General features: G+C 45.8%; 26 protein-coding genes and 1 pseudogene. 18 read left to right on the forward strand and 9 right to left on the reverse strand.

Annotated elements, in window-relative coordinates; all coding sequences use genetic code 11:
- Window positions 1-337 precede the first annotated feature (337 nt).
- Together RF679_RS09475 and RF679_RS09480 are read left to right on the forward strand one after the other, a co-directional pair.
- Window positions 338-1,582: a pyridoxal phosphate-dependent aminotransferase gene (locus RF679_RS09475; protein WP_309483959.1), complete on the forward strand. Its 1,245-nt coding sequence runs from the start codon at window positions 338-340 to the stop codon at window positions 1,580-1,582.
- Between the two features lie 37 nt (window positions 1,583-1,619).
- Window positions 1,620-2,930 carry a homoserine dehydrogenase gene (locus RF679_RS09480; protein ID WP_309483960.1) on the forward strand — a complete coding sequence of 437 codons (1,311 nt, stop codon included), beginning with the start codon at window positions 1,620-1,622 and terminating at the stop codon, window positions 2,928-2,930.
- A 125-nt stretch (window positions 2,931-3,055) separates the two neighbouring features.
- Here RF679_RS09480 and RF679_RS09485 read toward each other — a convergent pair whose 3' ends face one another.
- A complete protein-coding gene (locus RF679_RS09485) occupies window positions 3,056-3,334 on the reverse strand; it encodes a DUF4936 family protein (protein ID WP_309480401.1) in 279 nt (92 codons plus the stop codon).
- Window positions 3,335-3,340: 6 nt separating this feature from the next.
- The gene (gene ygfZ, locus RF679_RS09490; RefSeq protein ID WP_309480402.1) at window positions 3,341-4,369 is read right to left on the reverse strand and encodes a CAF17-like 4Fe-4S cluster assembly/insertion protein YgfZ; all 1,029 of its coding nucleotides are present in this window, start codon (window positions 4,367-4,369) and stop codon (window positions 3,341-3,343) included.
- 102 nt (window positions 4,370-4,471) lie between these two features.
- Between ygfZ and mltG the strand changes: the two genes are divergently transcribed.
- The 7 genes and pseudogenes from mltG to RF679_RS09525 all read left to right on the forward strand — a co-directional run bounded on the left by mltG (window position 4,472) and on the right by RF679_RS09525 (window position 11,892).
- Window positions 4,472-5,470, forward strand: a complete 999-nt coding sequence (mltG, locus tag RF679_RS09495; protein ID WP_309480403.1) for an endolytic transglycosylase MltG — start codon at window positions 4,472-4,474, stop codon at window positions 5,468-5,470.
- 105 nt (window positions 5,471-5,575) lie between these two features.
- Complete coding sequence (gene tmk, locus RF679_RS09500; protein WP_309480404.1) at window positions 5,576-6,211, forward strand: dTMP kinase; 636 nt, start codon at window positions 5,576-5,578, stop codon at window positions 6,209-6,211.
- Between the two features lie 43 nt (window positions 6,212-6,254).
- Window positions 6,255-7,295 carry a DNA polymerase III subunit delta' gene (gene holB / locus RF679_RS09505; RefSeq protein WP_309480405.1) on the forward strand — a complete coding sequence of 347 codons (1,041 nt, stop codon included), beginning with the start codon at window positions 6,255-6,257 and terminating at the stop codon, window positions 7,293-7,295.
- A gap of 74 nt (window positions 7,296-7,369) precedes the next feature.
- Window positions 7,370-7,759, forward strand: coding sequence for a PilZ domain-containing protein (locus RF679_RS09510; protein ID WP_309480406.1), 390 nt, complete (start codon window positions 7,370-7,372; stop codon window positions 7,757-7,759).
- Between the two features lie 98 nt (window positions 7,760-7,857).
- Window positions 7,858-8,376, forward strand: coding sequence for a GNAT family N-acetyltransferase (locus tag RF679_RS09515; RefSeq protein ID WP_309480407.1), 519 nt, complete (start codon window positions 7,858-7,860; stop codon window positions 8,374-8,376).
- Window positions 8,377-8,522: 146 nt separating this feature from the next.
- Window positions 8,523-9,404 (forward strand): annotated as a pseudogene (locus RF679_RS09520) (23S rRNA (adenine(2030)-N(6))-methyltransferase RlmJ); the annotation flags it as partial.
- 448 nt (window positions 9,405-9,852) lie between these two features.
- Window positions 9,853-11,892 (forward strand): 3-hydroxyacyl-CoA dehydrogenase NAD-binding domain-containing protein, encoded by a 2,040-nt coding sequence (locus RF679_RS09525; RefSeq protein ID WP_309480408.1) that lies wholly within the window; start codon window positions 9,853-9,855, stop codon window positions 11,890-11,892.
- A 120-nt stretch (window positions 11,893-12,012) separates the two neighbouring features.
- Here the strand turns inward: RF679_RS09525 and RF679_RS09530 are convergent, their stop codons facing one another.
- Window positions 12,013-12,246 carry a DUF6289 family protein gene (locus RF679_RS09530; RefSeq protein WP_309480409.1) on the reverse strand — a complete coding sequence of 78 codons (234 nt, stop codon included), beginning with the start codon at window positions 12,244-12,246 and terminating at the stop codon, window positions 12,013-12,015.
- A 418-nt stretch (window positions 12,247-12,664) separates the two neighbouring features.
- On the opposite strand from RF679_RS09530, the gene RF679_RS09535 reads away from it, so the two are divergent.
- Window positions 12,665-14,266 (forward strand): ABC-F family ATPase, encoded by a 1,602-nt coding sequence (locus tag RF679_RS09535; protein ID WP_309480410.1) that lies wholly within the window; start codon window positions 12,665-12,667, stop codon window positions 14,264-14,266.
- Between the two features lie 45 nt (window positions 14,267-14,311).
- Here RF679_RS09535 and RF679_RS09540 read toward each other — a convergent pair whose 3' ends face one another.
- Entirely contained in the window at window positions 14,312-14,983 is a 672-nt protein-coding gene (locus RF679_RS09540) for a hypothetical protein (RefSeq protein WP_309480411.1), read from the reverse strand.
- A gap of 289 nt (window positions 14,984-15,272) precedes the next feature.
- Between RF679_RS09540 and RF679_RS09545 the strand changes: the two genes are divergently transcribed.
- On the forward strand, window positions 15,273-15,677 hold the full coding sequence (locus tag RF679_RS09545; protein WP_309480412.1) for a hypothetical protein: 405 nt from the start codon (window positions 15,273-15,275) through the stop codon (window positions 15,675-15,677).
- Window positions 15,678-15,770: 93 nt separating this feature from the next.
- Here the strand turns inward: RF679_RS09545 and RF679_RS09550 are convergent, their stop codons facing one another.
- From RF679_RS09550 to RF679_RS09565, 4 genes are all read right to left on the reverse strand, one after another.
- Window positions 15,771-18,014, reverse strand: a complete 2,244-nt coding sequence (locus tag RF679_RS09550; protein WP_309480413.1) for a xanthine dehydrogenase family protein molybdopterin-binding subunit — start codon at window positions 18,012-18,014, stop codon at window positions 15,771-15,773.
- Window positions 18,015-18,047: 33 nt separating this feature from the next.
- The gene (locus tag RF679_RS09555) at window positions 18,048-18,506 is read right to left on the reverse strand and encodes a (2Fe-2S)-binding protein (protein ID WP_309480414.1); all 459 of its coding nucleotides are present in this window, start codon (window positions 18,504-18,506) and stop codon (window positions 18,048-18,050) included.
- Window positions 18,507-18,588: 82 nt separating this feature from the next.
- The gene (locus RF679_RS09560) at window positions 18,589-19,584 is read right to left on the reverse strand and encodes a threo-3-hydroxy-L-aspartate ammonia-lyase (RefSeq protein ID WP_309480415.1); all 996 of its coding nucleotides are present in this window, start codon (window positions 19,582-19,584) and stop codon (window positions 18,589-18,591) included.
- A gap of 49 nt (window positions 19,585-19,633) precedes the next feature.
- Window positions 19,634-20,371, reverse strand: coding sequence for a sulfite exporter TauE/SafE family protein (locus RF679_RS09565; RefSeq protein WP_373921766.1), 738 nt, complete (start codon window positions 20,369-20,371; stop codon window positions 19,634-19,636).
- A gap of 243 nt (window positions 20,372-20,614) precedes the next feature.
- On the opposite strand from RF679_RS09565, the gene RF679_RS09570 reads away from it, so the two are divergent.
- The 7 genes from RF679_RS09570 (at window position 20,615) to RF679_RS09600 (ending at window position 25,598) form a co-directional block, all read left to right on the forward strand.
- Window positions 20,615-21,097, forward strand: coding sequence for a hypothetical protein (locus RF679_RS09570; RefSeq protein WP_309480417.1), 483 nt, complete (start codon window positions 20,615-20,617; stop codon window positions 21,095-21,097).
- A gap of 167 nt (window positions 21,098-21,264) precedes the next feature.
- A complete protein-coding gene (locus RF679_RS09575; RefSeq protein WP_309480418.1) occupies window positions 21,265-21,759 on the forward strand; it encodes a hypothetical protein in 495 nt (164 codons plus the stop codon).
- Between the two features lie 49 nt (window positions 21,760-21,808).
- On the forward strand, window positions 21,809-22,306 hold the full coding sequence (locus RF679_RS09580; RefSeq protein WP_309480419.1) for a hypothetical protein: 498 nt from the start codon (window positions 21,809-21,811) through the stop codon (window positions 22,304-22,306).
- A gap of 39 nt (window positions 22,307-22,345) precedes the next feature.
- Entirely contained in the window at window positions 22,346-23,017 is a 672-nt protein-coding gene (locus tag RF679_RS09585; RefSeq protein WP_309480420.1) for a hypothetical protein, read from the forward strand.
- Window positions 23,018-23,497: 480 nt separating this feature from the next.
- The gene (locus RF679_RS09590) at window positions 23,498-23,914 is read left to right on the forward strand and encodes a pilin (RefSeq protein WP_309480421.1); all 417 of its coding nucleotides are present in this window, start codon (window positions 23,498-23,500) and stop codon (window positions 23,912-23,914) included.
- 317 nt (window positions 23,915-24,231) lie between these two features.
- Complete coding sequence (locus RF679_RS09595) at window positions 24,232-24,807, forward strand: hypothetical protein (protein WP_309480422.1); 576 nt, start codon at window positions 24,232-24,234, stop codon at window positions 24,805-24,807.
- Window positions 24,808-24,959: 152 nt separating this feature from the next.
- Complete coding sequence (locus tag RF679_RS09600; RefSeq protein ID WP_309480423.1) at window positions 24,960-25,598, forward strand: protein phosphatase CheZ; 639 nt, start codon at window positions 24,960-24,962, stop codon at window positions 25,596-25,598.
- 170 nt (window positions 25,599-25,768) lie between these two features.
- Here the strand turns inward: RF679_RS09600 and RF679_RS09605 are convergent, their stop codons facing one another.
- Window positions 25,769-25,996: a hypothetical protein gene (locus RF679_RS09605; RefSeq protein WP_309480424.1), complete on the reverse strand. Its 228-nt coding sequence runs from the start codon at window positions 25,994-25,996 to the stop codon at window positions 25,769-25,771.
- Between the last annotated feature and the right edge of the window lie 178 nt (window positions 25,997-26,174).

Genomic DNA, 26,174 nt, shown 5'->3' on the forward strand with positions numbered 1-26,174 from the left:
GTCATACATGTGCAAGAAAAGTCGGCGCATTGTATCGTTTTTCTACTCTTTCCTCCAAACATCGTTCGATTTAACTTCAAAGAGATTTGCTGCGGTGATTTTTCACTTTTACTGACATTAATTGTGCACTTATTGATGCCTATCCTCACGAAACGAATCATCGCCTTAAAATTTCCTAAAAAAATTTGGCGAAACGCATTGATAAAACAGCAGGCTTTGGGCACAATGGTTCGTTCGGCAGTGCAGCATTTTGAGAGTTCCTCGGTTGATATCTTCGAGTGATGAGAATTTAAACTATTCAAATTGATCACACATCTATTTTTTTGAAAGCAGCATCGTGCGCCAGATTCAGAAATCACAAAAACTTGCAGACGTTTGTTATGACATCCGTGGACCTGTGCTTGAAAAAGCCAAGCAGATGGAAGAGGAAGGTCAGAAAATTATTAAATTAAACATCGGCAACTTAGCCGTGTTTAATTTCGGTCCGCCCGATGAAATCGTGCAAGACATGATTTTGAATATGCAAAATGCTGCCGGCTATACCGACTCGAAAGGGATGTTCGCTCCGCGTAAAGCGATTATGCATTACACGCAAGAGAAAAAAATTCGCGGCGTGACGATCGAGGACATCTATATTGGCAATGGCGCATCCGAGTTGATCGTGATGGGTATGAATGCCTTACTGAATACGGGCGATGAGGTTCTCGTCCCTGCGCCAGACTACCCCTTGTGGACCGCTGCGGTAAGCCTTTCAGGTGGTAAGCCTGTGCACTACGTCTGCGACGAGTCAGCGGATTGGATGCCCGACATCGAAGATATCAAGCGCAAGATCACGCCTAAAACTAAGGCGATTGTTGTGATCAATCCTAATAATCCAACGGGTGCACTTTATCCAGTGGAAGTATTGCAGCAAATTGTTGACCTCGCGCGTGAGCATCAATTAATCGTGTTTGCCGATGAAATTTACGATAAGACTTTATACGACGATGCGGAGCACGTATCGATTGCTTCACTCGCGGATGACGTTTTATTCTTGACCCTGAATGGACTCTCAAAGAATTATCGGTCTTGTGGCTACCGAGCCGGGTGGATGGTGATCTCTGGCGAGAAACGCTATGCGAAAGACTATATCGAAGGCTTGAACATGCTGGCTTCGATGCGTTTGTGCTCGAATGCCCCTGGTCAATTTGCGATCCAAACGGCACTCGGCGGCTACCAAAGCATTAAAGATTTAGTCGCTCCTGGCGGCAGGTTGTGCAAGCAGCGCGATCTCGCTCATCGTTTATTGACGGCGTTACCAGGTGTTTCTTGCGTGAAGCCGAAAGCGGCTTTGTATATGTTCCCCAAATTGGATCCTGAGATCTATCCGATCAAAGATGATCAGGAATTCATTCAAGAATTGCTGGTAGAGCAGCGCGTTTTGTTGGTGCAAGGTTCGGGTTTTAATTGGATCGCGCCAGACCACTTCCGCGTGGTGTTCTTACCGAATACAGATGATTTGACCGATGCAATTGGTCGCATCGCGGCTTTCTTAGAGAATTATCGTCGGCGTCACGGTACCGGCGAATTTGCAGTGAAGTAGTCTATTATTTTTCAATTTTTATCGAGTAAAAACGTTTATGAAACCCATCAAAATCGGCCTCTTAGGTTTAGGCACAGTCGGCTCTGGCACGTTCAATGTTTTACAGCGTAATCAAGAAGAGATTATGCGTCGCGCTGGTCGTTCGATTGAGATTTCGATGGTAGCGGTACGCAATCTTGAACGTGCTCAAGCTGTCACCAAAGGCGCGGTTGAGCTGGTCACAGATCCGAGTTTGGTTGTGAATCATCCTGAGATCGACATCGTTGTTGAATTAATCGGCGGCACCGATGTCGCCAAAGATTTGGTATTGCAAGCGATTGCCAATGGCAAACATGTGGTGACCGCGAATAAGGCTTTGATCGCCAAGCACGGCAATGAAGTTTTTAAAGCCGCACAAGACAAAGGTGTTATGGTCGCGTTTGAAGCCGCCGTGGCCGGTGGCATTCCTATCATCAAAGCCTTGCGTGAGGGTTTGACAGCGAATCGTATTCAATGGATTGCTGGCATCATCAACGGCACAACGAATTTTATCCTGTCCGAAATGCGCGATAAAGGCCTTGATTTTGCGACGGTGCTCAAACAAGCTCAAGCACTCGGTTACGCAGAAGCCGACCCAACCTTTGATATTGAAGGGATCGATGCGGCACACAAACTCACCATCATGGCGTCGATTGCCTTTGGCATTCCAACTCAATTTGATAAAGCATACGTAGAAGGCATTACCAAACTGGAAGCGACGGATATCGAGTATGCAGAGCAACTCGGTTACCGCATTAAACTGCTAGGCATCACCAAACGCAGCGAAGCAGGGATTGAGTTGCGTGTACATCCGACCTTGATTCCGGAAAAACGTTTGATCGCTAACGTGGAAGGCGCGATGAATGCGGTCTTGGTGCAAGGTGATGCGGTTGGTGCGACACTCTATTACGGTAAGGGCGCAGGTTCAGAGCCAACAGCATCTTCTGTGATCGCTGATATCGTCGACATTACACGCTTGGCTTCAGCCGACCCAGAACATCGCGTTCCCTATTTGGCATTTCAACCGAACGCACTGAGCGATTTGACAGTCCTGCCGATGAGTGAAGTGCACACAAGTTATTACCTTCGCATGCGCGTGGACGATAAGCCGGGTGTTTTGGCCGATGTTACCAAGATCCTTGCAGGCTTCTCGATCTCCATCGACGCTATGCTACAAAAAGAACCAGGGGAGGGTGAGCTAAAGACGGACATCATCATGTTGACTCATCAAACTCAAGAGAAGAACATCGATGCGGCAATTGCTCAAATCGAAGCCTTGGCCTCGGTTTCCGGAAAGGTCACCAAGCTACGCTTGGAGGAGTTGAGTTAAGTTGCGTTGAACTCGGATATTGCTTGCACGCTGCAATTCCACTGAAGAACACAAAGATAGCACTCAAGAAATGAATGAAATCCGGACCTGCATGGAAATGTAGCTCCGGATTTTTTCTTGGGTGGTTAAACGGTGACAGTGACGAAATACTCGAGATGGCGCTTGCCGATGATATGGGAATAGAGCCCTGATTGGGAGACGGTCTTGGCCAGTGTTTCTTCAAAATCTTCAGGAATATCTCGATAAATTTCCATCCACGTTTCGATACCATCATGAGCGTTGGGACGCTTTTGAACCTCTGGTTTAAGACCGAGCTGGCGTAAGGATGTCTGGAGTCGTGTTAAACACTGCAGAACCGCAGTTTGGTTGTTGAGATGCGCCTTAAAATAAACATAGCAATGCATGGTGACCTACTCTGTTACATCGATATAGGCATAAGGTAATGCCTTGAATGAGAGCTGAGGCCCACTGACGTTACCGAGAAATACTTGGCCTTCTTCGTGCGCCGCGAGTTTTATTTCAACCAAGACGATGACCGTACCATCGAGATCGAATTCGGCTGTGACAATCATGCCGCAAGGTTGTTCTGGATCGCTTTTTGCGAAGATCTCTTGCCCAGCTGTAGCAAGCGCGAGATCGGCACCATCGATACTCGCGATTGTCATACGTCGCTTCAGTTTTCCTAAGTATTGACTGCGAGCGACAATTTCTTGCCCCGGATAACATCCTTTGCGGAAGTTCACGCCACCGATGAGTTCGAAATTCAACATCTGAGGAACAAACTGTTCTTTGATCTTATCGTTGACTTGTGCGATACCAGCATAAATCTGTCCGACTCGCCACATTCTTGCATTCACAATCGGCAGTTGGGCAGTAAAGCCTTGTAAATGAGTGAAGCTAGAGGCTGCTTGTTCTGCAGTTTCTACTAAAAGCATATAGCGGGACAATCCCAAACAATCGTCGCGCCGTATTAGAAAATGAGTTTCCGAAGCTGAAACTTCATTCACCTTTTGCGGAAGAGGCGTGCTAAGAAGCTGTGCTGACTCAGCATTGTTAACGCCTAAACCAAACGTTTTAAACTGATTTGATACATCCTCTATTTTGACTTTGGAGCGTAACACAAACATTTGCAACCTCTTTTGCAATGAAGGCAAAAGATCGGCGGCACATTGTAAGAAGATGGCATCCTGATATTTCCAGTAGTAGAAGCTTGCCAGCATTCGGCCTTTGGCGCTGCAATATGCCGCATATCGTGCTTCGCCTTCTTTTAAACGCTCGACGTCATTGCTCAATTGACTATGAAGAAAAGTCGCCGCGTCTTCGCCAGTCACTTTGAGTAGGGCTTGATCTTGAAGCTGGCATATAAAAGAATTCCGTGTTGATTCTTCCAGAGTTGGCATATTTTCTGTTTCAAACAGACGTAAATCGAAGTTTTCCATAAGTCGCTCATTTTTTGATTTTTGTATCACTTGACCTTTGATCCCATTTACAATGGCAGGCATTTTTTGAAATTATCGCAGTAAATTGAATTTGATGTTGCCATGGGCTTTCTTAAAAAACTCTTCATTCTGATGTTGGTATTGGCTACGATTACAATCGGTGGTGCCGCTTGGTACCTACAACGTTGGTCTGACACAGCCTTAATAGCAAGCCCCACGCCGATTCAATTCTCCATCAAATCAGGTAGCACCATTCGCGGTGCGGCAAAGCAGATGCAGCAAGCGGGAGTTCCCGTACAAGGCTGGTTATTTGAGGCACTGGCACGTGTCCAAGGAAGTGCGCATAAACTCAAAGCGGGCTCTTATGAACTCAGCACCAATGAAACTCCACGGGACTTACTCAGCAAACTTGTTGAAGGACGATTTAGCTTAACTAGCCTGAGTATCATTGAAGGGTGGAATTTCCGACAAATGCGGAACGCCATCAACGCGCATCCCGAAATTAGTCACGATAGTCTAGCTATGTCAGATCGGGAGTTGATGAAGGCGATCGGTAGCGAGTTTGATTATCCCGAAGGTCTCTTTTTTCCGGACACCTATCGATTCGCAAAAAATAGTAGCGACCTACAAGTGTTTCGTCTTGCTCATCAAGCGATGTTGAGTCGTCTTGACGAGGTGTGGAAAAAACGCGCTGAAAATTTACCGTATAAGACGCCGTATCAAGTTCTTATTATGGCCTCCATCATCGAAAAAGAAACAGGTCAAGCAAGCGAGCGCGGCATGATTGCTTCGGTGTTTGTGAACCGACTGAAAGTAGGCATGCTCCTGCAAACAGATCCCACTGTGATTTACGGCATGGGGGAGCAATTTAAGGGGAATATCCGCAAACGCGATCTGACCACAGACACGCCTTATAATACCTACACGAGAGTCGGGCTACCACCGACACCGATTGCATTGCCTGGAATGGATTCTCTGAAAGCAGCGGTCAATCCAGAGCCAAGCAATGCATTCTATTTTGTCGCGCGGGGAAATGGAACAAGTCAGTTCTCGGAAACCTTAAACGAACATAATAAGGCCGTTAATAAATATCAGCGTTAAACATCTTTAACTGATGCGATTGGCTGGACCATAAAATTTATGTCGAAGTACGAATTTATCGCCCCCAATTTAATGCAAACACGATCACTAAACAGATAAGTACAGATGAACAAACGAGGACTCTTCATCACCTTCGAAGGCATAGACGGCGCGGGCAAGTCGACACACATCGACTTCGTGCGGGCGCTTGTGGAGAATAGCGGCATCACGGTTCGGAATACACGTGAGCCGGGAGGAACGCCTTTAGGCGAAGCTTTACGCAATTTGTTACTGCAACAGAGTATGCATCTTGAGACCGAAGCCTTGTTGATGTTTGCATCCCGTCGCGAACATTTGGCCCTAGTGATTGAGCCAGCGCTCAATGCTGGTGGATGTGTGATTTCAGATCGGTTTTCCGATGCCAGTTTTGCCTATCAAGGTGGTGGACGACACCTGAGCATTAGTAAATTGAATGCATTGGAACAATGGGTGCATCCTCACTTGCAGCCAGATTTAACTTTACTCTTTGATGTGCCGATTGAGGTCGCGCGTGCGCGTCTCGATGCAACTCGCACACTTGATAAATTTGAAAAGGAAAATGCGGATTTTTTCATCGATACCCGCAATGAATATTTGCGACGTGCTCAGGAATTTCCGCAAAGATTTCGAATTATCGACTCCACGCAGACGATCAGTGTTATACAAGAGCAGTTGAAAGTCATCGTCCAACAGCAATTGCTAGCATTTAAAAATGCGCAGTAAAGTGCTCGGCAGAACATAACCACCATCAGATGAGAGCGAGAAAATGAGCTCACCGCTTTATGAATGGCACGAAGAAGCTTGGCGTCAAGTGATGGCGATGCGAGCACGCATGCCACATGCTATTTTGATGTTCGGTTCTGAAGGGATAGGCAAGGCAACTTTCGCTGAACATTTGGCCAAGTCACTATTGTGTGAGTCACCGAATACCGACGGCCACGCCTGTGGTATTTGTTCCTCATGCAATTGGTTTGATCAATATAGTCATCCGGATTATCGCCGCGTGCGACCCGGCCTATTGGATGAAGAAGAGGCCGCCACGGATGCGACCGAGAGTGATATTGAGACTGAAAAGAAAACAGCTAAATCCAGTAAAGCGCCGTCCAAGGAAATCGTGATTGACCAAGTGCGGGCTCTTGGCGATTTCATGAATATTTCGACGCACCGGCAAGGTACTAGAGTTGTTCTCATGTACCCAGCAGAGGCACTCAATGTGCCCGCCGCAAATGCTTTGCTCAAATCCTTAGAAGAACCTAATCCGAACACCGTTTTTATCTTGGTGTCTCATCGACTCGATCGTTTGCTTCCGACAATTTTGTCGCGCTGCCATAAATTGGCGCTGCCGATGCCAAGTAAAGAACAAGCAAGCGCTTGGTTGTCAGCACAAGGTGTCAAAGACGCAGAGGTTTGGTTAGCTCAGCAGGGTGGTGCTCCTTTGTTAGCCTTAGAAATGGCGCAGTCTGAAGATGCACGTGAACTCGATGACTTTTTGCGAGCCTTGTCGCAACCCGATGTCGATGCGAGTTTGAAGCTCGCCGACAAAATGCAAAAGCTAGAAATGCCGCGTACGGTGTCGTGGTTGCAGCGTTGGTTATACGATGTGTTCAGCATGAAGCAAGCGGGTCGCTTACGATATTATCCAAAGTATAAAAAAGAAATCGAGCTCTTGGCGTCTCGTACAAGCAACGATAAATTAATGAAATTGATGAAAAATGTGCAGGATCGCCAAGCAATCGCAAGCCATCCACTTTCTGCGAAGCTGTTTTTAGAGGATATGCTGTTAGAATATTCGACAGCGTTCCGTTAATATTTTGATTTGTTAATTTGCGCCCAAAGTCTGGCTCATCTTCAAGCCAAGGCTTTAGGTATACGGGGAAATTTATGGCTGATCTACCACAAGATCCCGGCGTCCCATTGAATATGCCGGCACCATCGCGACCATCGGTTTTGTCGCTGGCGATCAAAGAGAAGTCTGCGTTGTATTCTGCATATATGCCTTTCCTCAAGAATGGCGGTATTTTTGTGCCCACCAACAAGTCGTATAAGCTCGGTGAGGAAATTTATTTGATTTTAAGTTTACTCGACGATCCAAGTAAGTATCCGATTGCAGGGAAGGTCGCTTGGGTTACACCAGCAGGTGCTGGTAACAATAAATCGCAGGGAATTGGGGTTCACTTTCCAAACGATGAAAGTGGAATTCGTGTAAAAACTCGAGTGGAAGAAGTGTTGGGTGCAACCATCCGGTCTTCTCGTGCGACACATACCTTATAGTTTGAAGAAGATGTCGTCGCGATTCGGCGACATTCTTTATAAACCATGCTTAGGCGCCTTGTGCGCCTATAATTTTGTCCGAAATCTTTTAGGTTTTTATGATGATAGATCAGCAACAAGACTACACGCATCGATTGGCGCGAATCGAGGATTTACCTGCGATCGTTGCCATCTATAACTCAACCATTGCCTCACGCATGGTGACGGCGGATACCGAAGAGATTTCGGTCGAGTCGCGTTTGAATTGGTTTCACGAACACAAACCTGAAACTCGTCCTTTATGGGTAGTTGAAGGCGATAAGGGGGAGATACTCGGATGGTTGTCCTATTCCAATTTCTACGGACGTCCTGCCTATTCAGGAACGGCAGAATTGTCGATTTATTTGCATACTTCAATGCGTGGTAAGGGACTTGGTAAATATCTGTTACGTGAAGCGATCACATTCGCCCCGAAAATTGGGGTGCATACCGTACTCGGATTTATCTTTGGACACAACGTGCCAAGTATGAATTTATTTGCATCTTTCAATTTTGAAATCTGGGCCACATTACCAAGGGTTGCCAATCTCGATGGTATTGAAAGAGACTTGATCATCTTTGGGAAGCGTGTCGACTAGGCTTTGAGTGCTAGGAGCTAGCACTGAAACAGAGTAAAATGTCGCAATCAGTAGCGACGATCTATGAATGATCGACCTCTTCATTCAGTGCCCACGATGCAGAATGCTTCGCAAAGCGCTGCTCAACTTCTTCTCATCATACCAATATGCTCAGTTATCGCCATGGATTTCATGCCGGCAATCATGCCGATGTCCTCAAACACTTTGTGTTAATTGAGTTGTTGCAGTACCTCAATAATAAAGATACCGCCTATAGCTATATCGATACTCATGCTGGCGCAGGGCTTTATTCTCTGGATACCGGCTACGCCACCAAAAATGCGGAATACGAAACGGGTATTTCGCCATTGTGGAACTGTGACGATCTTCCGGCTGCGTTACAGACGTATCTGGATTTGGTGCGCGAACTTAATCCTAGCGGAAAGCTGCGCTATTACCCTGGTTCGCCGTATTGCGCTGAGCAGGTTATGCGGGATCAGGACCGCTTGCGTTTGTTCGAGTTGCATCCAAGCGAGATCAAAATCCTTGGTGAGAATTTTCATCGACTCGCGCAACACAAAGCGGAGCAAGGCGAGCGCCAAATCAGCCGCGGCAAGCGCGTCATGATTAACGCAGGCGATGGATTTGATGGTCTAAAAGGTCTTTTGCCACCGCCATCTCGACGCGCCTTAGTTTTGATCGATCCGCCCTATGAAGTTAAAGACGATTATCGTCGCGTTAAAGTCTGTCTTGAAGATGCCTTACAGCGTTTCCCAACGGGTACTTATGCGGTCTGGTATCCCGCTCTGGCACGCCAAGAATCGCAGCAATTGCCGGAGCGTCTCAAACGCTTACCGGGAAGCACATGGTTGAATGTCACACTCAGCATTTCAGGTCCGAGTCCAGATGGCTTCGGTTTGCATAGCAGTGGCATGTTCATCATTAATCCACCGTGGACATTAGAAGCAACCTTAAAAGAAGTCATGCCGTATTTGGTGAAAGTCTTGGGCAAAGACAAACAAGCTCGATTCACGCTTGAAAGTGGCGAACCACTGAAGGGCATGTCTGAAAAGAGAGAGCGTAGCCCGAGCGCAACGCAGGATTCACCACGTGTACGGTCTGACTCTCTATCAGGAAAACGAACTGTAAGTCGAGATAGTTCGCGTGATCGCTCGACAGATTCTCCAGACCCTCGATTTTCTGCAAAAGCACCGTCTAAGTTTTCAAGCAGAACTCCAAGAGCAAGAACCCGCACCCGACTCAAAGATTGATCTAGGATATTTGTAAGGGATTGCTAGGTTGTTTTTTAGCTTGTTGATAGGTTGTTGTTAGTGTGGGACGCGCTTAGATCGAGGTCGGCGTGTCCGTTAGTCTCTCGTGTATGATTGTGTTTTGAGCATCGAAAGCTTTCGACAATGCTCCGGCTGGTCCCATTTCATTCATTGATGAAGTGGCGGCTCGCGATCAATCAATCATCAAAAAAAAGAATTTGAGACTATGACCGCCCATCTTGAACATCACAACTCCGTAGCCATCATCCGCATTGACAATCCACCTGTGAACGGGATTGCTCATGCGACTCGAGCCGCCATTGCCCAGCACTTGCAAAATGCATTGAGCGATCAACTTATCACCGCAATTATCATTACTGGACACGGAATTGCTTTTTCTGGCGGCGCTGACATCAAAGAATTTGGCACCGAGAAAACCTTTGCAGATCCCGCCTTACCTGCGCTGCTCAATCAGATTGAATTAGCGTCGAAGCCGGTAATTGCTGTCGTGAACGGCGTGTGCATGGGCGGAGGACTGGAATTAGCATTGGCCTGTCATTATCGGGTCGGCACTTCAGCATGTCAGCTCGCCTTGCCGGAAGTTAAACTCGGTATCTTGCCGGGTGCAGGCGGTACTCAACGCTTGCCGCGTCTGTTGAGGATGGAAACATGCGTCGACATGATCACGAGTGGTCAGGTGCTTGATTCATCGTCGCTTCGCGGAACCCCTTTGTTTGATTTTTTTGTCGACGATACCAAGGCACTCTTGGGTTCAGCCATCGCGTTCGCAGAGAAAGTCGCCACGGTACGCCCAATTCCACGTGTCGCAGAAAGAGCAGTGATCGTCGCGGAAGATCCAAGCTTGTTTGAGCAGAAGCGCCTCGAACTACAAAAGAAATCCCCATTCTTGCCAGCTCCTAAAGCGTGTCTAAAAGTTTTGGAGGAGGGAACCCAGCTCAGTTTCGCTGAAGGCTTACAAATGGAGCGTAATGCATTTCAAGAGTTGCTTTCCAGCCCAGAATCAAAAGCTTTACGACATATTTTCGTTGCTGAGCGCGCCATTGGAAAGGTCGCAGGAATTGACGCTTCCACGCCAACGCGTGCAATCGCAAAGGTAGCAGTCATCGGTGCGGGAACAATGGGGGCTGGAATCGCGATGAATTTTGCGAGTGCGGGAATTCCAGTGAAGATCCTCGATCTACAAGAGGAATCTCTGAGCAAAGGCTTGTATAGAATCCGTACAAGCTATCAATCTTCGGTGAGCAAAGGTAAGTTAAATCAAGCGGCTTGTGAACATGCTCTCAGTTTGATTCAAGGTGTGCAGAACTATGAAGAGATCGCCGATGCGGATTTGGTGATCGAAGCAGTTTTTGAGCAGATGTCTGTGAAAGAAGCCGTTTTCCGTCAACTGGATCAGGTCATGAAGCCTGGCGCGATTCTCGCATCAAACACGTCAACCTTGGATTTGAATCTCATTGCATCTTTTACGAGCCGACCTTCAGACGTCATCGGTTTGCATTTTTTTAGCCCCGCAAATGTCATGGAGTTATTGGAAGTGGTGCGTGGACGCGAGACCAGTGCTGAAGTTTTGAATACTGCGCTCAAATTGGCAAAGCGAATTAAAAAGACCGCTGTCGTCGCCGGTGTATGCGATGGCTTTATTGGAAATCGCATGCTCGCACAGTACACCAAACAAGCGGCGTTTTTGCTTGAGGAAGGCTGTACTCCGCAACAGGTTGATACAGCAATCGAGCGCTTTGGCTTTGCCATGGGACCGTTTCGCATGAGTGACTTAGCGGGTAACGACATCAGTTGGGCAGTTCGTAAAGCGCGCAAATTAAGTAAACCGGATGAAATCTACTCTGCTTTAGGCGACCTTCTGTGCGAGGCTGGTCGATTTGGTCAGAAGACGAAAGCTGGTTGGTATGATTATCAGGACAACGACAGAACTGCGTATCCATCGGAATTTGTTTTGGTCCTCATCAGGCAACACGCACTAGAGCAAGGATACGCACAGAGAGAAGTCGGCGACGAGGAAATCGTTCAACGCCTCGTGTTGGCCCTCGCGAATGAAGGTAGAAAAATTGTTGAGGAAGGCATTGCTGCTCGAGCATCCGATGTCGACGTCGTGTATCTGAAAGGCTATGGTTTTCCTAAGCACCGTGGTGGCCCGATGTTCTATGCGCAGACTTTAGGCTGGGAAACGGTTAGTCAAAAATTACGTGAATTTGCAAGTGGACATCGCGGTGAAACTTGGGTTTTCTAAATCTAAATCTAAATCTTTAGTAGCCTCATCGGAGTATCCGTACGATACGTACTCCGATGAGGCTCATTGCGGAAATGATTGGCGAGAAGCTAGCTCATCACGTATTCCGCGAAACGGGGGTTACATGCAAGGTTCGCTTGAAACTTCCGTGTAAGGTGTCACTGTGCCACTCGTGACGGTGCGACCGCTGCACAGGCGCACGCGATAACCAACTTCAGTCGTGTGGTTTGCGTCATTGTAGTAGATTGTTTCAATCATTTTAGGTGGGGCTGCCGTCACCGTCACTGTGAAGAAACCTGTCGCGAGAGCAGCAACACTGAGCAAACCCGCCAATACTTTTTTCGATTGTTTCATTTTTTCTCCTAAATTTTTATGTTTTGCACAAGTAATGTGCGAGAGAAGTGTATTCGTTTTGTGGATACCAAATTGTATAAAAACTGATTGTTTTTATTGCATAAATGTAGATTTAAAATATATTTAAAAAATTAATTTAGGCATGATGCTTTGCTTTCAAATTTTGGTAGTCTGATGTTTGCGCTGGCCTTCCTCCTGTATTCCTCGGGCTTGTGATCGGATGTTCTCGGATACGAGCATAAAAGTGCACAAAATATGATCCGCAACGAACGAGATTGATTCGCGGGACTAATTTTAATCCGCGTCGTGCATAACAATTTACAAAGATAAGAGCTCCATCAAAAGCGCCTACCTTAGAGAACCATAAAGCGAGGTGTTATAATGCTCGGTTATCATTAATTTAGTCTAAAGGCATCTCGTGTTAGCTACCGCGAATATCACCATGCAGTTTGGCCCTAAGCCACTGTTTGAAAACATCTCTGTCAAGTTTGGCGAAGGCAATCGCTACGGTTTGATTGGCGCCAATGGTTGTGGTAAATCGACCTTCATGAAAATTTTAGGGCGCGACCTCGAGCCGAGTTCTGGTACGGTTATGCTGGATCAGAATGAGCGCTTGGGTAAATTACGCCAAGATCAGTTCGCATTTGAGGATATGCGCGTCCTCGATGTGGTGATGATGGGACACACAGAAATGTGGGCAGCGATGTCTGAGCGCGATGCGATTTATGCGAATCCAGAGGCGACCGATGACGATTATATGCGTGCCGCCGATTTGGAGGCGAAGTTCGCAGAGTACGATGGTTATACCGCGGAGTCACGTGCTGGTGAGTTACTACTCGGCGTTGGGATTCCTATCGATCAACATCAAGGTTTGATGAGTGCGGTTGCTCCTGGTTGGAAGCTGCGTGTGCTCTTGGCGCAAGCTTTGTTCTCCAATCCCGATATCTTGTTATTGGACGAACCGACCAATAACTTGGATATTAATACCATCCGTTGGTTAGAGGATATTCTCAATCAGCGCAATTCCACCATGATCATTATTTCCCATGATCGCCATTTCTTGAACCAAGTATGTACGCATATGGCAGATATGGATTATGGTACGTTGAAGATATACCCAGGTAACTACGACGACTACATGCTTGCATCTTCGCAGGCTCGTGCACAGCAACTGGCAAACAATGCTAAGGCGAAAGATAAGATTCAGGAATTGCAGGATTTCGTTCGCCGTTTCTCCGCCAATAAATCAAAAGCCCGTCAAGCGACTTCTCGTGCGAAACAAATTGAAAAAATCAAGGTTGAAGACGTTAAACCTTCTAGCCGCCAAAATCCATTTATCCGCTTTGATGGTGAGAAGAAATTGCACCGCTTGGCAGTGGAAGTTCAGCATCTTTCCAAGGCCTATGATCGCAAACTCTTCGATAGTTTTGACATTATGGTTGAAGCAGGTGAGAAGATCGCGATTATTGGTGCAAACGGTGCTGGTAAGACGACCCTTTTGCGATGCATTGGTGGACAGGAGATCTGCGGATTGACGGCTGATCGTGGAAACGTGAAGTGGGCTGAGAATGCGAATGTTGGTTACATGCCGCAAGATCCAGCGGAAGACTTCGCCAGTGATAAGAGTTTGACTGATTGGATGACAGATTTCACGCAAGAGGGCGATGATGATCAAGCGGTTCGTTCGATCCTCGGACGTCTCTTGTTTAGTGGTGATGATGTTAAGAAGTCAGTCAAGGTGCTGTCCGGCGGTGAGAAAGGACGGATGACGTATGGCAAATTAATGCTCGGTCGGCATAATGTTTTGCTGATGGACGAACCGACCAATCACATGGATATGGAATCGATCGAGTCGCTCAATATTGCGCTCGAAAAGTATGCTGGCACATTGATTTTCGTCTCACACGATCGTGAGTTCGTATCATCTCTTGCGAATCGCATCCTCGAAGTAAAAGACGGTCAAGTGATCGACTTCCGTGGTACCTATGAAGAATACTTAACCAGCCAAGGCATTGAGTAAACTTTGTCCGAAATATAGCGTCCTCCTCGAGAGGACGCTTCTCATTTAGACATGATCATCAAGAAATTCTGGATCAGTGAGTGAGAACCTCACATACATCTTTTGATCGAATTGATCGCGTAGTTTGATGGCGATGTCTTTCCCTTTACTGTGCAAAAGTGCCGCAACATAATCTTGTCGGAAGGCGTGCAATGCTTGCAAGGTCTCGATCTTTTGCAGTTTGCGATGTAAGAAGAATCCACGAATACCAAGTTGAGTTTTGATGATATCGGTAAGATAACGCTTCATCATGCTGACGCGACTTTCTCGATCTTCGTCGTCGTGTTGCGCCATGATGACATCTAAGTCTGCGGTCCAATTATCATCATTTTCTGAAGGTTCAAAAATGGTCTGCGACTCTTCAAGGTCGCCCATTTGCCCTAATGTACTGTCTGTCATCCTTGTCTCATCTATATTTTTGCTGTCTGCATTGATCTGCATTTCGTTCGCCGATAAATCTTTTTCGTCGGCTAGCCTTTCGATGTATCCCTCTTGCGCTAATTTTTCAAGACTGGAGGTTCCCAAACCAAGTGCCTCCGTCTTCTGCAAAAGAACTTCGTCAGTCTGCTTACCGTCGACTAGTACGAGCAAAGAGCGCAAACGCGTCGAAAGCTGATGTTTTCGAGTGGCGATTTCTTCACGCCCTTTTTCAGTTTTATCGAAATTCTTTACTTCCATAATGGATTAGATTAATGAAACAGCAGATTCTAAAGAAAACCAATGTTTATCCAGCGATAAGTCGAGGTTGGCATTAATATAGCAAAATCCAAGAGCTTTTCGTTCAGTTGACGCCTAAATTTGATGATGTCTGTTCAAATCAAAATAAAAGTTGTTAGATTCGTCAATGGTCAATCCTTGGTCATGCCGAAATTTCAGAATTATTTATTCTATTTAGCTGGGTATGAAGCATTAGGATCAAATAGACGACTCTGGTAACATATCGATGAGATAGCTGATTAGGTTACACATGACTTATTTTTTTCGTTTTTTGTTTTTATTTGCTGCGATCATTGTTTCTTCTGATGTTTCGGCACAGGCCTTTGTTTGTAGCGACGCCCAAGGACAGCGTTCATTCTCGAGCACGCCTTGTGACAAGAAAGGCTTGCAGAATGCCCCGAAACAGGCGGCTCCGACAAATCCTAAAGTCATCAACGCGATGGTGATTACCGACAAACCAAAGAACAATGGACATGACGCTACCGTCTTGCCCGGCCAGATCAAGATGGAGCGTGAAAGTCGTTATGGGACGCCCACAGCCATTTTCTTATTGACGATGATGTCTGCAACAGCAGGTCTTTTTATTCTACTGTTTATGAGATTTTTCCGTGCCCACCACGGCAAGCTTACCTTAAAACGTACTGATCGTGATTAGCCAAAGTAGGCCACGCTGATTTCAGCGAAAATGGCCTTGAATTATTGCCATCCTTCGCTGATATCAAATCGACACGGCGAACCACTTACCGGTTCATAAGAGCTTAAAGGGCAACTCTCGCGGTGTTTTTCCTGTGAGTTTAGCGATCGCATTAGCGAAAGCTGGCGCGAGTGGAGGCAAGCCTGGTTCACCTATGCCAGTCGGTGCATCGGCACTTGGAACGATATACACATCGATGTCCGGCACTTCATTCATTCTTGCGACACGGTATTCGTGGAAATTCGATTGTTCCACTTCACCGTTTTTCAAACTAATGGATGAGCCAGGTAGACAAGTACTCAATGCCATGACGGCTGCACCTTGAATCTGTGCCTCGATCGTGCGCGGATTGACTGCTAAGTTGCAGTGCACCCCAGCAGTCACAGTCTTCAGTTGTGCCTGCCCATTCCGGATCGTCGCTGTGACTACGTAAGCGACCACAGTATCAAATGATTCGTGCACGGCAACGCCCCAAGCTTCACCTTTTGCCAGTTTTCTCTTGCCGTACCCAGATTTCTCAACGGCCAATTGGAGTGCGGATTGATGTCGTTTCGCGTTCTCACCAAACAGTCGTAGACGATAAGCCACTGGGTCTTGCTTGGTCTTACGCGCGACTTCATCAATCAGTGTTTCCATGACGTACGCGGTGTGCGTTGAACCAACGCTACGCCACCATAAAACTGGAACATTTTGCTTTGGGTGATGAACAGAAAGCCGCATCGGAATGCGATAGGGATCACGCATGCCTTCAACGATCGTACCATCAATGCCATCTTTCATTAAGAAACCCTCAAACGGACTCCCTTGCACGATCGACTGCCCAACCACAACGTGGTCCCAAGCGAGAATATCGCCTTTGGCATCAAATCCCAGTTTGGCATGATGAAGATGGGAAGGGCGGTAATAGCCTGCTCGCATGTCATCTTCACGCGTCCAAATTACTTGAATTGGATTGCGAATCCCTTGAGCATGAGCAGCCTTCACGACATGTGCACTCTCAACCACGTAATCACAAGTTGGAATAGCGCGGCGACCAAAGCCACCACCAGACATCTCGACATGGATGTGCACTTGATCGGGTTTTATACCCAGCACTTGAGCCAAGGCCATCGAGTCCATGCCGGGCATTTGACTGGCTACCCAGATGTCTACTTTTCTTTGTGCGCCTTCACCTTGGATTTCGATGCAACAATTAAGTGGCTCCATCGCGGCATGAGCCAGGTAAGGGAAGTAGTACTCTGCTTCAATCTGATGAGCAGCAGAGCCCAACACAGATACATCAGCATCATATTTTTTCTTACCGGGGGTTTTCGCCAATGCTCGGTAATGCATCCGTTGTTTGCTGGAGTCCACCAATTCAAGGCCGGCGGTATCCCAATCAACTTTAAGAGCATCACGGCCCAACTTTGCAGCATAAAAACCTTCTGCGATCACCGCAATTGCTTCACCGCCACGATCTGCTGGAATTCGAACCACAGCTTTCACACCAGTGATCTTCTTGGTAGCGCCGTCATCAAAAGACTTGATACGCGCACCAAACACGAGTGGGTGCGCAATGAGGGCAGTCAACATATTTGGCCGACGCACATCGATGCCAAAATTTTGTGTTCCTGTTGATTTCGAACGCGCATCAAGACGACCTGTTTTTTTACCGATAAGCCGAAAATCCTTGGCGTCCTTCAGTTTAATTTTTTCTGGGACAGTTTCGTGCATGGCAGCCTCTGCCATCGCACCATAAGTCAGTTCCTTGCCATCAGCATTGATCAATTTACCGGATTGAGTAGACACGGAATTTGGTGCAACACCCCAATGTTTCGCTGCAGCTGCAATCAGCATGGCGCGAGCACGAGCACCAAGCTCTCGATATTGCGTGAAAGAGTTTTTCACCGAGCCAGATCCACCCGTACTGTGCATCCCAAAAAGTGGATCAACGTAAGCAGGATCCGCATTTCCATGACTTGCGGTCACAAAGTTCCAATCTGCATCGAGCTCTTCCGCGAGGATCATTGCCAGTGCAGTTTGAATGCCTTGTCCGAACTCTAAACGGTTAATGGTGACGTTGACACTATTGTCGGGCCGAATTTGTACGAAGGCTTGCGGTTGTTGAAAGGCTTTGAGTGAATTTTCTTGGGCACTTGTAGATAAGGGTAAGAAACCTAAGCTAAGTCCAGCTCCCAAACTTAATTTGAGAAACTGTCTGCGCTCAAATTGATGGTCTACTTTACTATTTTGCGAAGCCAAATATTGGCGAATGACACGTGGTAATTGCTCGGTGTCGCGGAGGGAGTTCAGGTTCATTTTGATATCCTTTTCGTCTTCGGCACGCTAGGCTTAAGCTAGTTTCTTCGCTGCAGCTTTGATCGCAGCACGAATACGCTGATAGGTCCCACAGCGACAAATATTGCCCGACATAGCATCCGCAATTTCTTTGTCGCTGGGGTTCTTTTTCGATTTCAACAAAGCTGTCGCGCTCATGACTTGTCCGCTTTGGCAATAGCCGCATTGCGCAACATCGTGTTCAATCCATGTTTCCTGTACAAGCTTTCCTATCGGATCGGTTTGAAGACCTTCAATGGTTGTCAATTTTTTTCCATCTGCTGCACTAATGGGGGTCACGCAGGACCGAATTGCTTGACCATTTAGATGGACTGTACACGCGCCACATTGCGCGATGCCACATCCATATTTGGTTCCAGTCAGACCAAGCGCATCTCGCAATGCCCATAAAACTGGCGTCTCTGGAGCAACTTTTAATGATGTCTCTTGAGAATTAATAATCACTTTTGTCATGATATCCTCTGGGTAGATGAAGCAAAGTTGAAGCTACAACCTTAATCTTATGCAAGGCTCGTGGCAAGCTGAATGGGATAGATTAAGCAACTTTTGTGGGTAACGATCTGTTCTGTTGCTGCTCGATCAATTCACAAAAACGAATCAAATCAATATTGCCGCCTGAGAGTAAAACCCCGACTCTTTTATTTGCGTACGTCTGCTCCTGTCTCAGAACAAGTGCCAAACCCAGACAGGCAGTGGGTTCTAATACGACTTTCATGCGACCCGCAGCGAAGTGCATCGCTGCGACAAGTTCATCGTCACTGACTGTTTCGATGCGATCCACGTATTGTTGAATAACAGGAAACGTATGCTTCCCAAGGTGTTGCGTTTGCGCGCCGTCAGCAATCGTTTTGGGTGTATCGATATGAACGATGCTGCCACTCGCAAAAGATCGCTGGCCATCATTGCCCGCTTCAGGTTCAACTCCGATCACTGTGCATTGTGGATATAAAGTTTTGGCGACCATAGCGCAACCTGATAGTAGGCCACCGCCGCCGAGGGGGACAATCAAAAAATCCAAACTTCCAACATCTTCAAACAATTCCTTGGCTGCGCTTCCTTGTCCAGCCATGACATGCGGATGATCATAGGGTGGAATTAAACACAAGCCGTGTTGCTCAGCGAGTGCGCGCCCAATAGCTTCTCGATCCTCGGTGTAACGATCATAAAGAATCACTTCGCCACCATAGCCTTTGGTCGCCTCAATTTTGATCGCTGGCGCATCCTGCGGCATAACAATGACCGCGCGCATTCCCAGCTCACGCGCCGCTAGAGCAATCGCTTGTGCATGATTTCCAGAGGAGAAGGTGACGACACCACGTTGTTTTTGCTCATCGCTAAATTGCAGGAGCGCATTGCAGGCTCCGCGAAACTTGAAGGCGCCCATTCGTTGAAAATTTTCTGCTTTCAGATAAACCGTCGCTGAACTCAATTGATTCAAAGTGCGAGATTGTAAGACAGGCGTTTTATGTATGAACGAGCGAATACGCGCGTGAGCATCTACGATGTCTTGATATTGCAACGACAGATCCATCTTACTTTGCACTCCCTCTTTACCCGAAACTCTAACTATTCCAAAAAACTCAAATTGGCTTAACGAACAATCCTATGGTCAACAGCACCCCGATTGCGACGATGATCATACGCAGGATTTTTTCATTGATACGATGAAGCGCCCATGAGCCCATTAAACCGCCAATGATCGCACCACTTCCCAACACGATGGCATGCAACCAATGTACTTCTTGTGAGAACATAAAAATTGCCACCGCAGAGGCATTCATAACACTGGCGAGTGCATTCTTGGTTGCGCCTGCTGCTCGTGTGGCGAAGCCTGCCATCGTTAGCGCTGCCATCATCAGGAATCCAATTCCTCCGCCGAAGTAGCCACCATAGATGGCAATGCAAAATTGGATGAAAGCAGCAGTCCAGGGACCAATATGAGACGCATTTTGATCTGGTTTGCGAAAGAAGCTGCCCCAAGTAAATACGCTTGTCCCAAACAAAACCAGCCAAGGCACAATTCGTGCAAATACGCTGGACGGGGTATTCAAAAGCAAAACCGCGCCAAAGATACCGCCAAGGAGGCTCACCCCAAAAAGGATCTTGAAGCTGAGCTTTCCAACGCCCGAAACGAGGTCGCGTCCTGCAAGACCGGAAGTTACTTGGCCCGGAAAAAGGGCGACTGTGGAGGTGATATTGGCGGCTAGGGGAGTGAGGCCAGCAAGAATGAGTGCGGGCAAAGTGACGAAAGATCCTCCACCTGCCAAAGAATTCTGAAGCCCTGCCCAGATTCCCGCTGCGAAGATCATCAGAAAAATCAACATTGTCGCGCTTGTCCTTGAGTTTTTTATGGGTTGTATTTCGATTCAAGCTGATTGAACGAGAAGGGCGCATTGAAGTTCGAACAGTGAACTACCAAAGCAGATCGAGTATATACGATCATTTGTACTCGCTTAAAGATAAAGAATTGTTTGGCAAAATTAATTGTTGAAAATTAAATAAATTTAAAAGCATAATGCTAATTTTACTAACTGAGCACTCGGGTAATCGGTGCAGTCAACATGCTCATTACGAAACTGAAAATCTATTTGTTTCTGATCTTTTTTGTCACCTATGGTTCAGCCTTAGCGGAAAATGAAGGCTTGTCGAGAACCGTTAAGATCGAAAAAACGCGATCCTTTTCAAGCAAGGAGCTTTGGAATAGCACGGGGACAAAAACGGTGGCATCTAGTGATGCGTCGATTAGCTATCGCTTAATGGATCACGAATTGGATCACGAATCTCCCAATTCAAAATCGGGAATGCGTCTTTGCGCCTTAGTGATGGTTGGCACCGGGGATTTGGGGATAACACCGGTCTCTTTTCGGATTTGGACAAAACAAGGCTGTGAATTTGAAATCGTGGCCAGACCAAGAATTGATTCCGAAGCGTTGTTTTTTGATTTCTTATTCGGCATGAACGAAGTGATGACGATGCGAATCGATTCTAACTTCGATGTATCAATTGATGATCGGTACCTAGGCAAGATCAGGCTGCCGAGATGAAAAATCGACAGATGTATTTGACAGTCATATTTTTTGATACGCAAGATGGCTGAATTTATGAAGGTAAGTCAATTAGCTATAGTTGATTGATTTGGACGCTTGATTGGGGAAACGATCAAATGCATTTTTTGTGCGCACTTAGTTCAAGAATTTTCTGTTGTCTATGTATGCCAATCTTCCTGTTCACTTGGGGAGAGGTCCGCGCTCAAAAGCTCATTGATGGAAACGCTGTGGGCGAATTCGAAATTAATAAACCCGCACCGAAACTGGCAACTAATCGCATCCTATTACGACAGATTCAAACAAATGAGAATGGTGACAGTTTTATACTCATTCGTGCACGAGTTGCCTCAAGTCTTGTCGAAGCCGAAGTGGTTGATGATTTAGTTTGGAGAGTGTCGATTTTGAAGCCAGGACTGATGACAAAGGATCGAGCGCAAGTTGGAACGAGTGCATACGCTTTGGTCAAAAGAAATCCATCACTGATGCCAGAAGTTGGGCCTGGACCAAGCCTAATTTTGGTGCCCAGTACTCCTTGCGGATTGAGTTATGTGACCGACTACGAGTTCAAAGAAAAAGAGTATGAAAATCTCACTCATGAAAAGGTGCTACGGATAATCGGCCGATCTAAGGTGACTCGCATATTGGCAGTTGGTTGTTAAGGTGCTTCGAATTTTCATTCGAGTTTATACATGATAGAAAGTTAAAAATATGAAGGCCATCATAGTCTTTGCAATCTCATTCTTTACATTAGTGTTCACGAATTCGGCTGAAGCAAAAGCTAATGAGCGCAATCTTCATGCGCAGGTCAATCAATTTCTGGTGTATTTACTCACGAAAAACGAAGGTAAATTGGCAGCTTACGAAGTAGGAGAGAGAACATTTTCGAGTAAGGGAAAGTTAGACTCTGAAATCTATGATTTTTTATACAAGTCTGAACCAGCGCCGAGTGAATGGAAGTCGATTATTGAGATTGCAAAAATGGATAAGTTGCAGGTGAAGCTGATCAAGCAAGATGATGGCTCAATATTTGTGCTTTTCTTTCCTGAAAAATATCGGAGGTCAGTAAATAGCGACGTGACTTTTTTGGAAGAGCAATGGATGAAGAAATACTTTGCTTGTCAATTTGACCTTCATGGCGGAAAAATTAAGTTGAAGTACAACTTTTGTTTTGCTGATACTGATGGTCCATTCGCACCAGAATACTAGTAAGCAGGTGTGCAGCTTAGGAATGGCACCTGACGTTTCTTGGCACTTAAAAGCCCGGTTCGTTTAACTCTTGATATGCTTAGATTTCTGATTTTTGCTTGTTTATTTATTAATCTTGATGCAGCCACGGCTGCTGATTGCCATCTATCTGCAAGAACTCCCATCGTTGTTGCAACTTCCAACGATGGACTCACAAAACTCACACTCAATCAGAGCCCTACATGTTTGACGGTCTACGATGGAAATGGTGCCCGTAGTATTCTCATCAAGGACATTGATGAGGTTAAAGATATTTTGCCAAATCCGACCGTTTCTTTGTCATTTGACGCTAAATATGCAGCTGTCGAGTTCGAAGCAGGCGAAGACGATCACGTTGTGTTGGTTTTACGCTTGGATAATTTGCGGACAGTCTTGGTTGGCAAATTTCAGTCTGCAACATGGATGCAACTGAACAACAAACTATTGTTAGTTCCAAACTATGGAATGATGGAGTTGCAGAAAACAAGAGGCATTATTTTATACTCACCGGACCTTAACCAAAGGAAAAGTATCGCGAACGAATATTTTTTTCTTGGCAAAGTCGAGGTAGACGGCAATCAAATTGTCGCAGATATCGTTGAATATAAAGGTGAGAATCAAATTCTAAGTACGATCAAGTACGATTTCTTGAAACGAAAATTAATCGCGAAGAGTAGACTCGAGTCAAAATAGGCGCTGTGCCACGCGACTTGCAAAGTTTATAGGTTTGCGAACTTATTTGATGTGAATTGATTTTGCTCATGCGTCTAGCAAATTCGACCGTTGTCGGCTTTTGTGATTTCGATCAGCTCACATTTTTAGATCGGTGGATTGATGCAGATAGAGGTGAGAAGGATTTACTTGGAAGAACAGTTTCTCAACATTAAAACCCTTATACATCATTTTACATAATATAAATTATGCGAAATATAGATGTGAGGCAGAGGGTGGTCGAATCAAGTTTTGTCGATGCAAAGTTGCTCGCTTTAGTCTATCTAGAAATCGATTTATGTGTAGTAATTTTGATGATCGTTACTATCTCTAAGTGATTTCAGATCTTATCGGTAGATGTTTATTTAGGAGCATTGTTGTTATAATGTTTATGTGCTGACACTGGTCCTGTTGGCGCTGCCCGACGGGCATTTCCGTCTTTTAAAACTAATTGGGAAATTTATGAAAATCACTGCAAAGAAGTTACATCAGGGTTTTACCCTGATTGAATTGATGATCGTTGTTGCGATTATTGGTATTTTGGCGGCTGTCGCTTTGCCTGCATACAAGGATTACACAGTTCGTGCCAAAGTGACTGAAGTAGTTTTGGCGGCATCTTCTGGTAAAGATGCTGTCGCAGAACATTTTAATTACACAGGAACGCTTCCTTCGTCGACGGAAGTCACTATTGGATCTCAAACCACTCAATACGTTTCTAGTGTTGCTTGGAATGGCTCTGTAATTACAGCGACTGCCACTGGTGAATCAAAAATTAATGGCAGTACAATTACTTTAACACCATCTGCATCAGGCGATATTTTGAACTGGACTTGCTCTGGCACTATCGGTGCTGCGTATCGTCCTGCCAGCTGTAAATAAGCATCACATTGTTTTATGAATAAATTTCCGGAATGCAATTCTGTATTCCGGAAATTTATTGATCCATAGAAGGCGACAAAATACGTCTCAGCATCAGATTTGTATATTCGTCTTGTTTTCACCCCTCACGTCTCACTCCCTACTCCTTTAAAGCCCCCTCTTTCCAATTGCTTTTCGCTGCGTTTCGATTGAAGCTATCGTGCAGCAACAAAGTTGGGCGTATATTGTCCTCGTGCCATATTGAACTTTGTCGGCTTTTTGCCGCTCTGAGTTGTCGATTGTTCGCAATTTAAAATCATCAAAGGGATATGATCTATATGAAACATTTACTATTTGCTTTTGCTTGCGCAAGTGCTTCCATTTCATGTTTTGCGGCGGATGCGCCACAAATGCTGAACCAAGTTTCACCAGTGAGTGTAGCTCAACCAGCCGCCAGAGCGAGTGATGTCCAAACCGTTGATGGCATTATGGGCGCATTGTACGAGGTTATTTCTGGTGGGATTGGAGAACAACGCAATTGGAATCGTATGCGCTCTTTATTTATTCCGGAAGCACGAATCATGGCGATTTTTCCGAAAAAAGACAACAAAGAGTATGGGCTGCGAATTTTAAGTGTCAGCGATTACATCGCCAATTCTGGACCTCGCTTGATGGAAGTGGGTTTTAGGGAAAAAGAATTGGCCCGTAAGACTGAGCAGTGGGGTGAAATGTTGCAAGTCATGAGCAGTTACGAAACAGTGGAAGAGAAAGATAACGTCAAAAGACGCGGGATTAATAGTCTGCAGCTCATGTATGACGGTACGCGTTGGTGGATTATTTCTTTGCTTTTTGAGGCTGAACGCCCCCAGCTTTTACTTCCAGAAAGTTTTGCTTCTTCGATGGGATCTCGATAAGGATCTAGGACTTGAATATGTCTCCTTATTGACGCATTTTCATGGGGAAATATAGGCTACACAAAAAGTTTTTTCTAAAAGCAAGTTTTTCGGTTGAATGATTCAATTTTCTCATTTAGTATCCATAAATTAAGAAAAGCAAGAAAGGACAGATGATGGATGCAACTCCAGCTGATACTGGCAAGCAAGACGATAATCCTGAATTGATGTACAAAGGGTTAGGTCATGTAGTACGGGCCCTACATGATGCTTTGACTTGGGTTGGTGCGGATGAGATTTTGGCTGAAGCATCAAACGAATTTCCTTCTGCGCGAGAGCGGCTTAATCACGTGGCAGTGTTGACTGAAAAAGCTGCCAATACTGTCTTAACCACTGTCGAAAACACTCTCCCAATACAACAAAGTGTTAGTAAAACGTCCTCGACTTTATTAATGCAATGGGATGACAAAGCCATAGAGGCGATGTCGAAGGAAGAACTTTTGAATTTGGCGGCGTCAACACGTGAATTCATGAGTAATGTTCATGAGTGCAGTATTACTACTGAAAAGGCTTTATCCGAAATTATGATGGCACAAGATTTTCAGGATCTCACTGGGCAATTGATTAAGAAAGTCGTGACTCTTCTTGAGCGTACAGAGAAAGATTTGCTAGGTTTACTGATTAGCGGAGCACCTGACGGTGCCATTTCAGCGCGTAAGAAGGACGATTTATTGGCAGGCCCTGGTGCAGTTGGTGGTATTCAGCTGAGCCAAGAAGGTGTTGATGATCTGTTGTCAGATTTAGGCTTCTAAACGCTCTATCTTGTAAGTTAATCCTATATAGAAAAAAGGACTTCGTGGCCAAGCCAGAAAGTCCTTTTTTTATTTTCCTTTGTTGCCCAAATACCAATCATCAATGTGGGCTGGGAATGTTGAGTGCGTCTAAATTACAAAGTCTGATGATGCCGACGCTCAACTCAAAATCACCAGCGCGCTTTAGACAAAATCACCAACCACTTACGGAATAACAAAATTTCGAGATGGCCAGCCTGTACGCCTGTAGAGCATTCAATGACAGGATTGACCTGATAGTGGCGCTTTCTGAAATCACGGCAAACAAAGATCTCACGGCTACCTAAGCGCATTAGAAAAGTGCTTGGGGAAAATTGAACGCTGAAACGTGGCTCAAGTGTGTGTTCTAAGTTTGTCATATCGATCTCCAATTCTTCAACAATATCTTCGTTTTACAGTGATTATTCTTTAAGTTGACACATGAACGATGACGCATTTGAATCTAAGACTTGTAACGCTTGTTTGCTTCATCGTGTTATTAGCTTGGATGGAAAATACTGTATGCACATCCAGTGATTGATAATGTAAATCAAAAAT

Source organism: Undibacterium cyanobacteriorum (assembly GCF_031326225.1).
In the GTDB taxonomy this organism is placed as follows: Bacteria; Pseudomonadota; Gammaproteobacteria; order Burkholderiales; family Burkholderiaceae_D; genus Undibacterium; species Undibacterium cyanobacteriorum.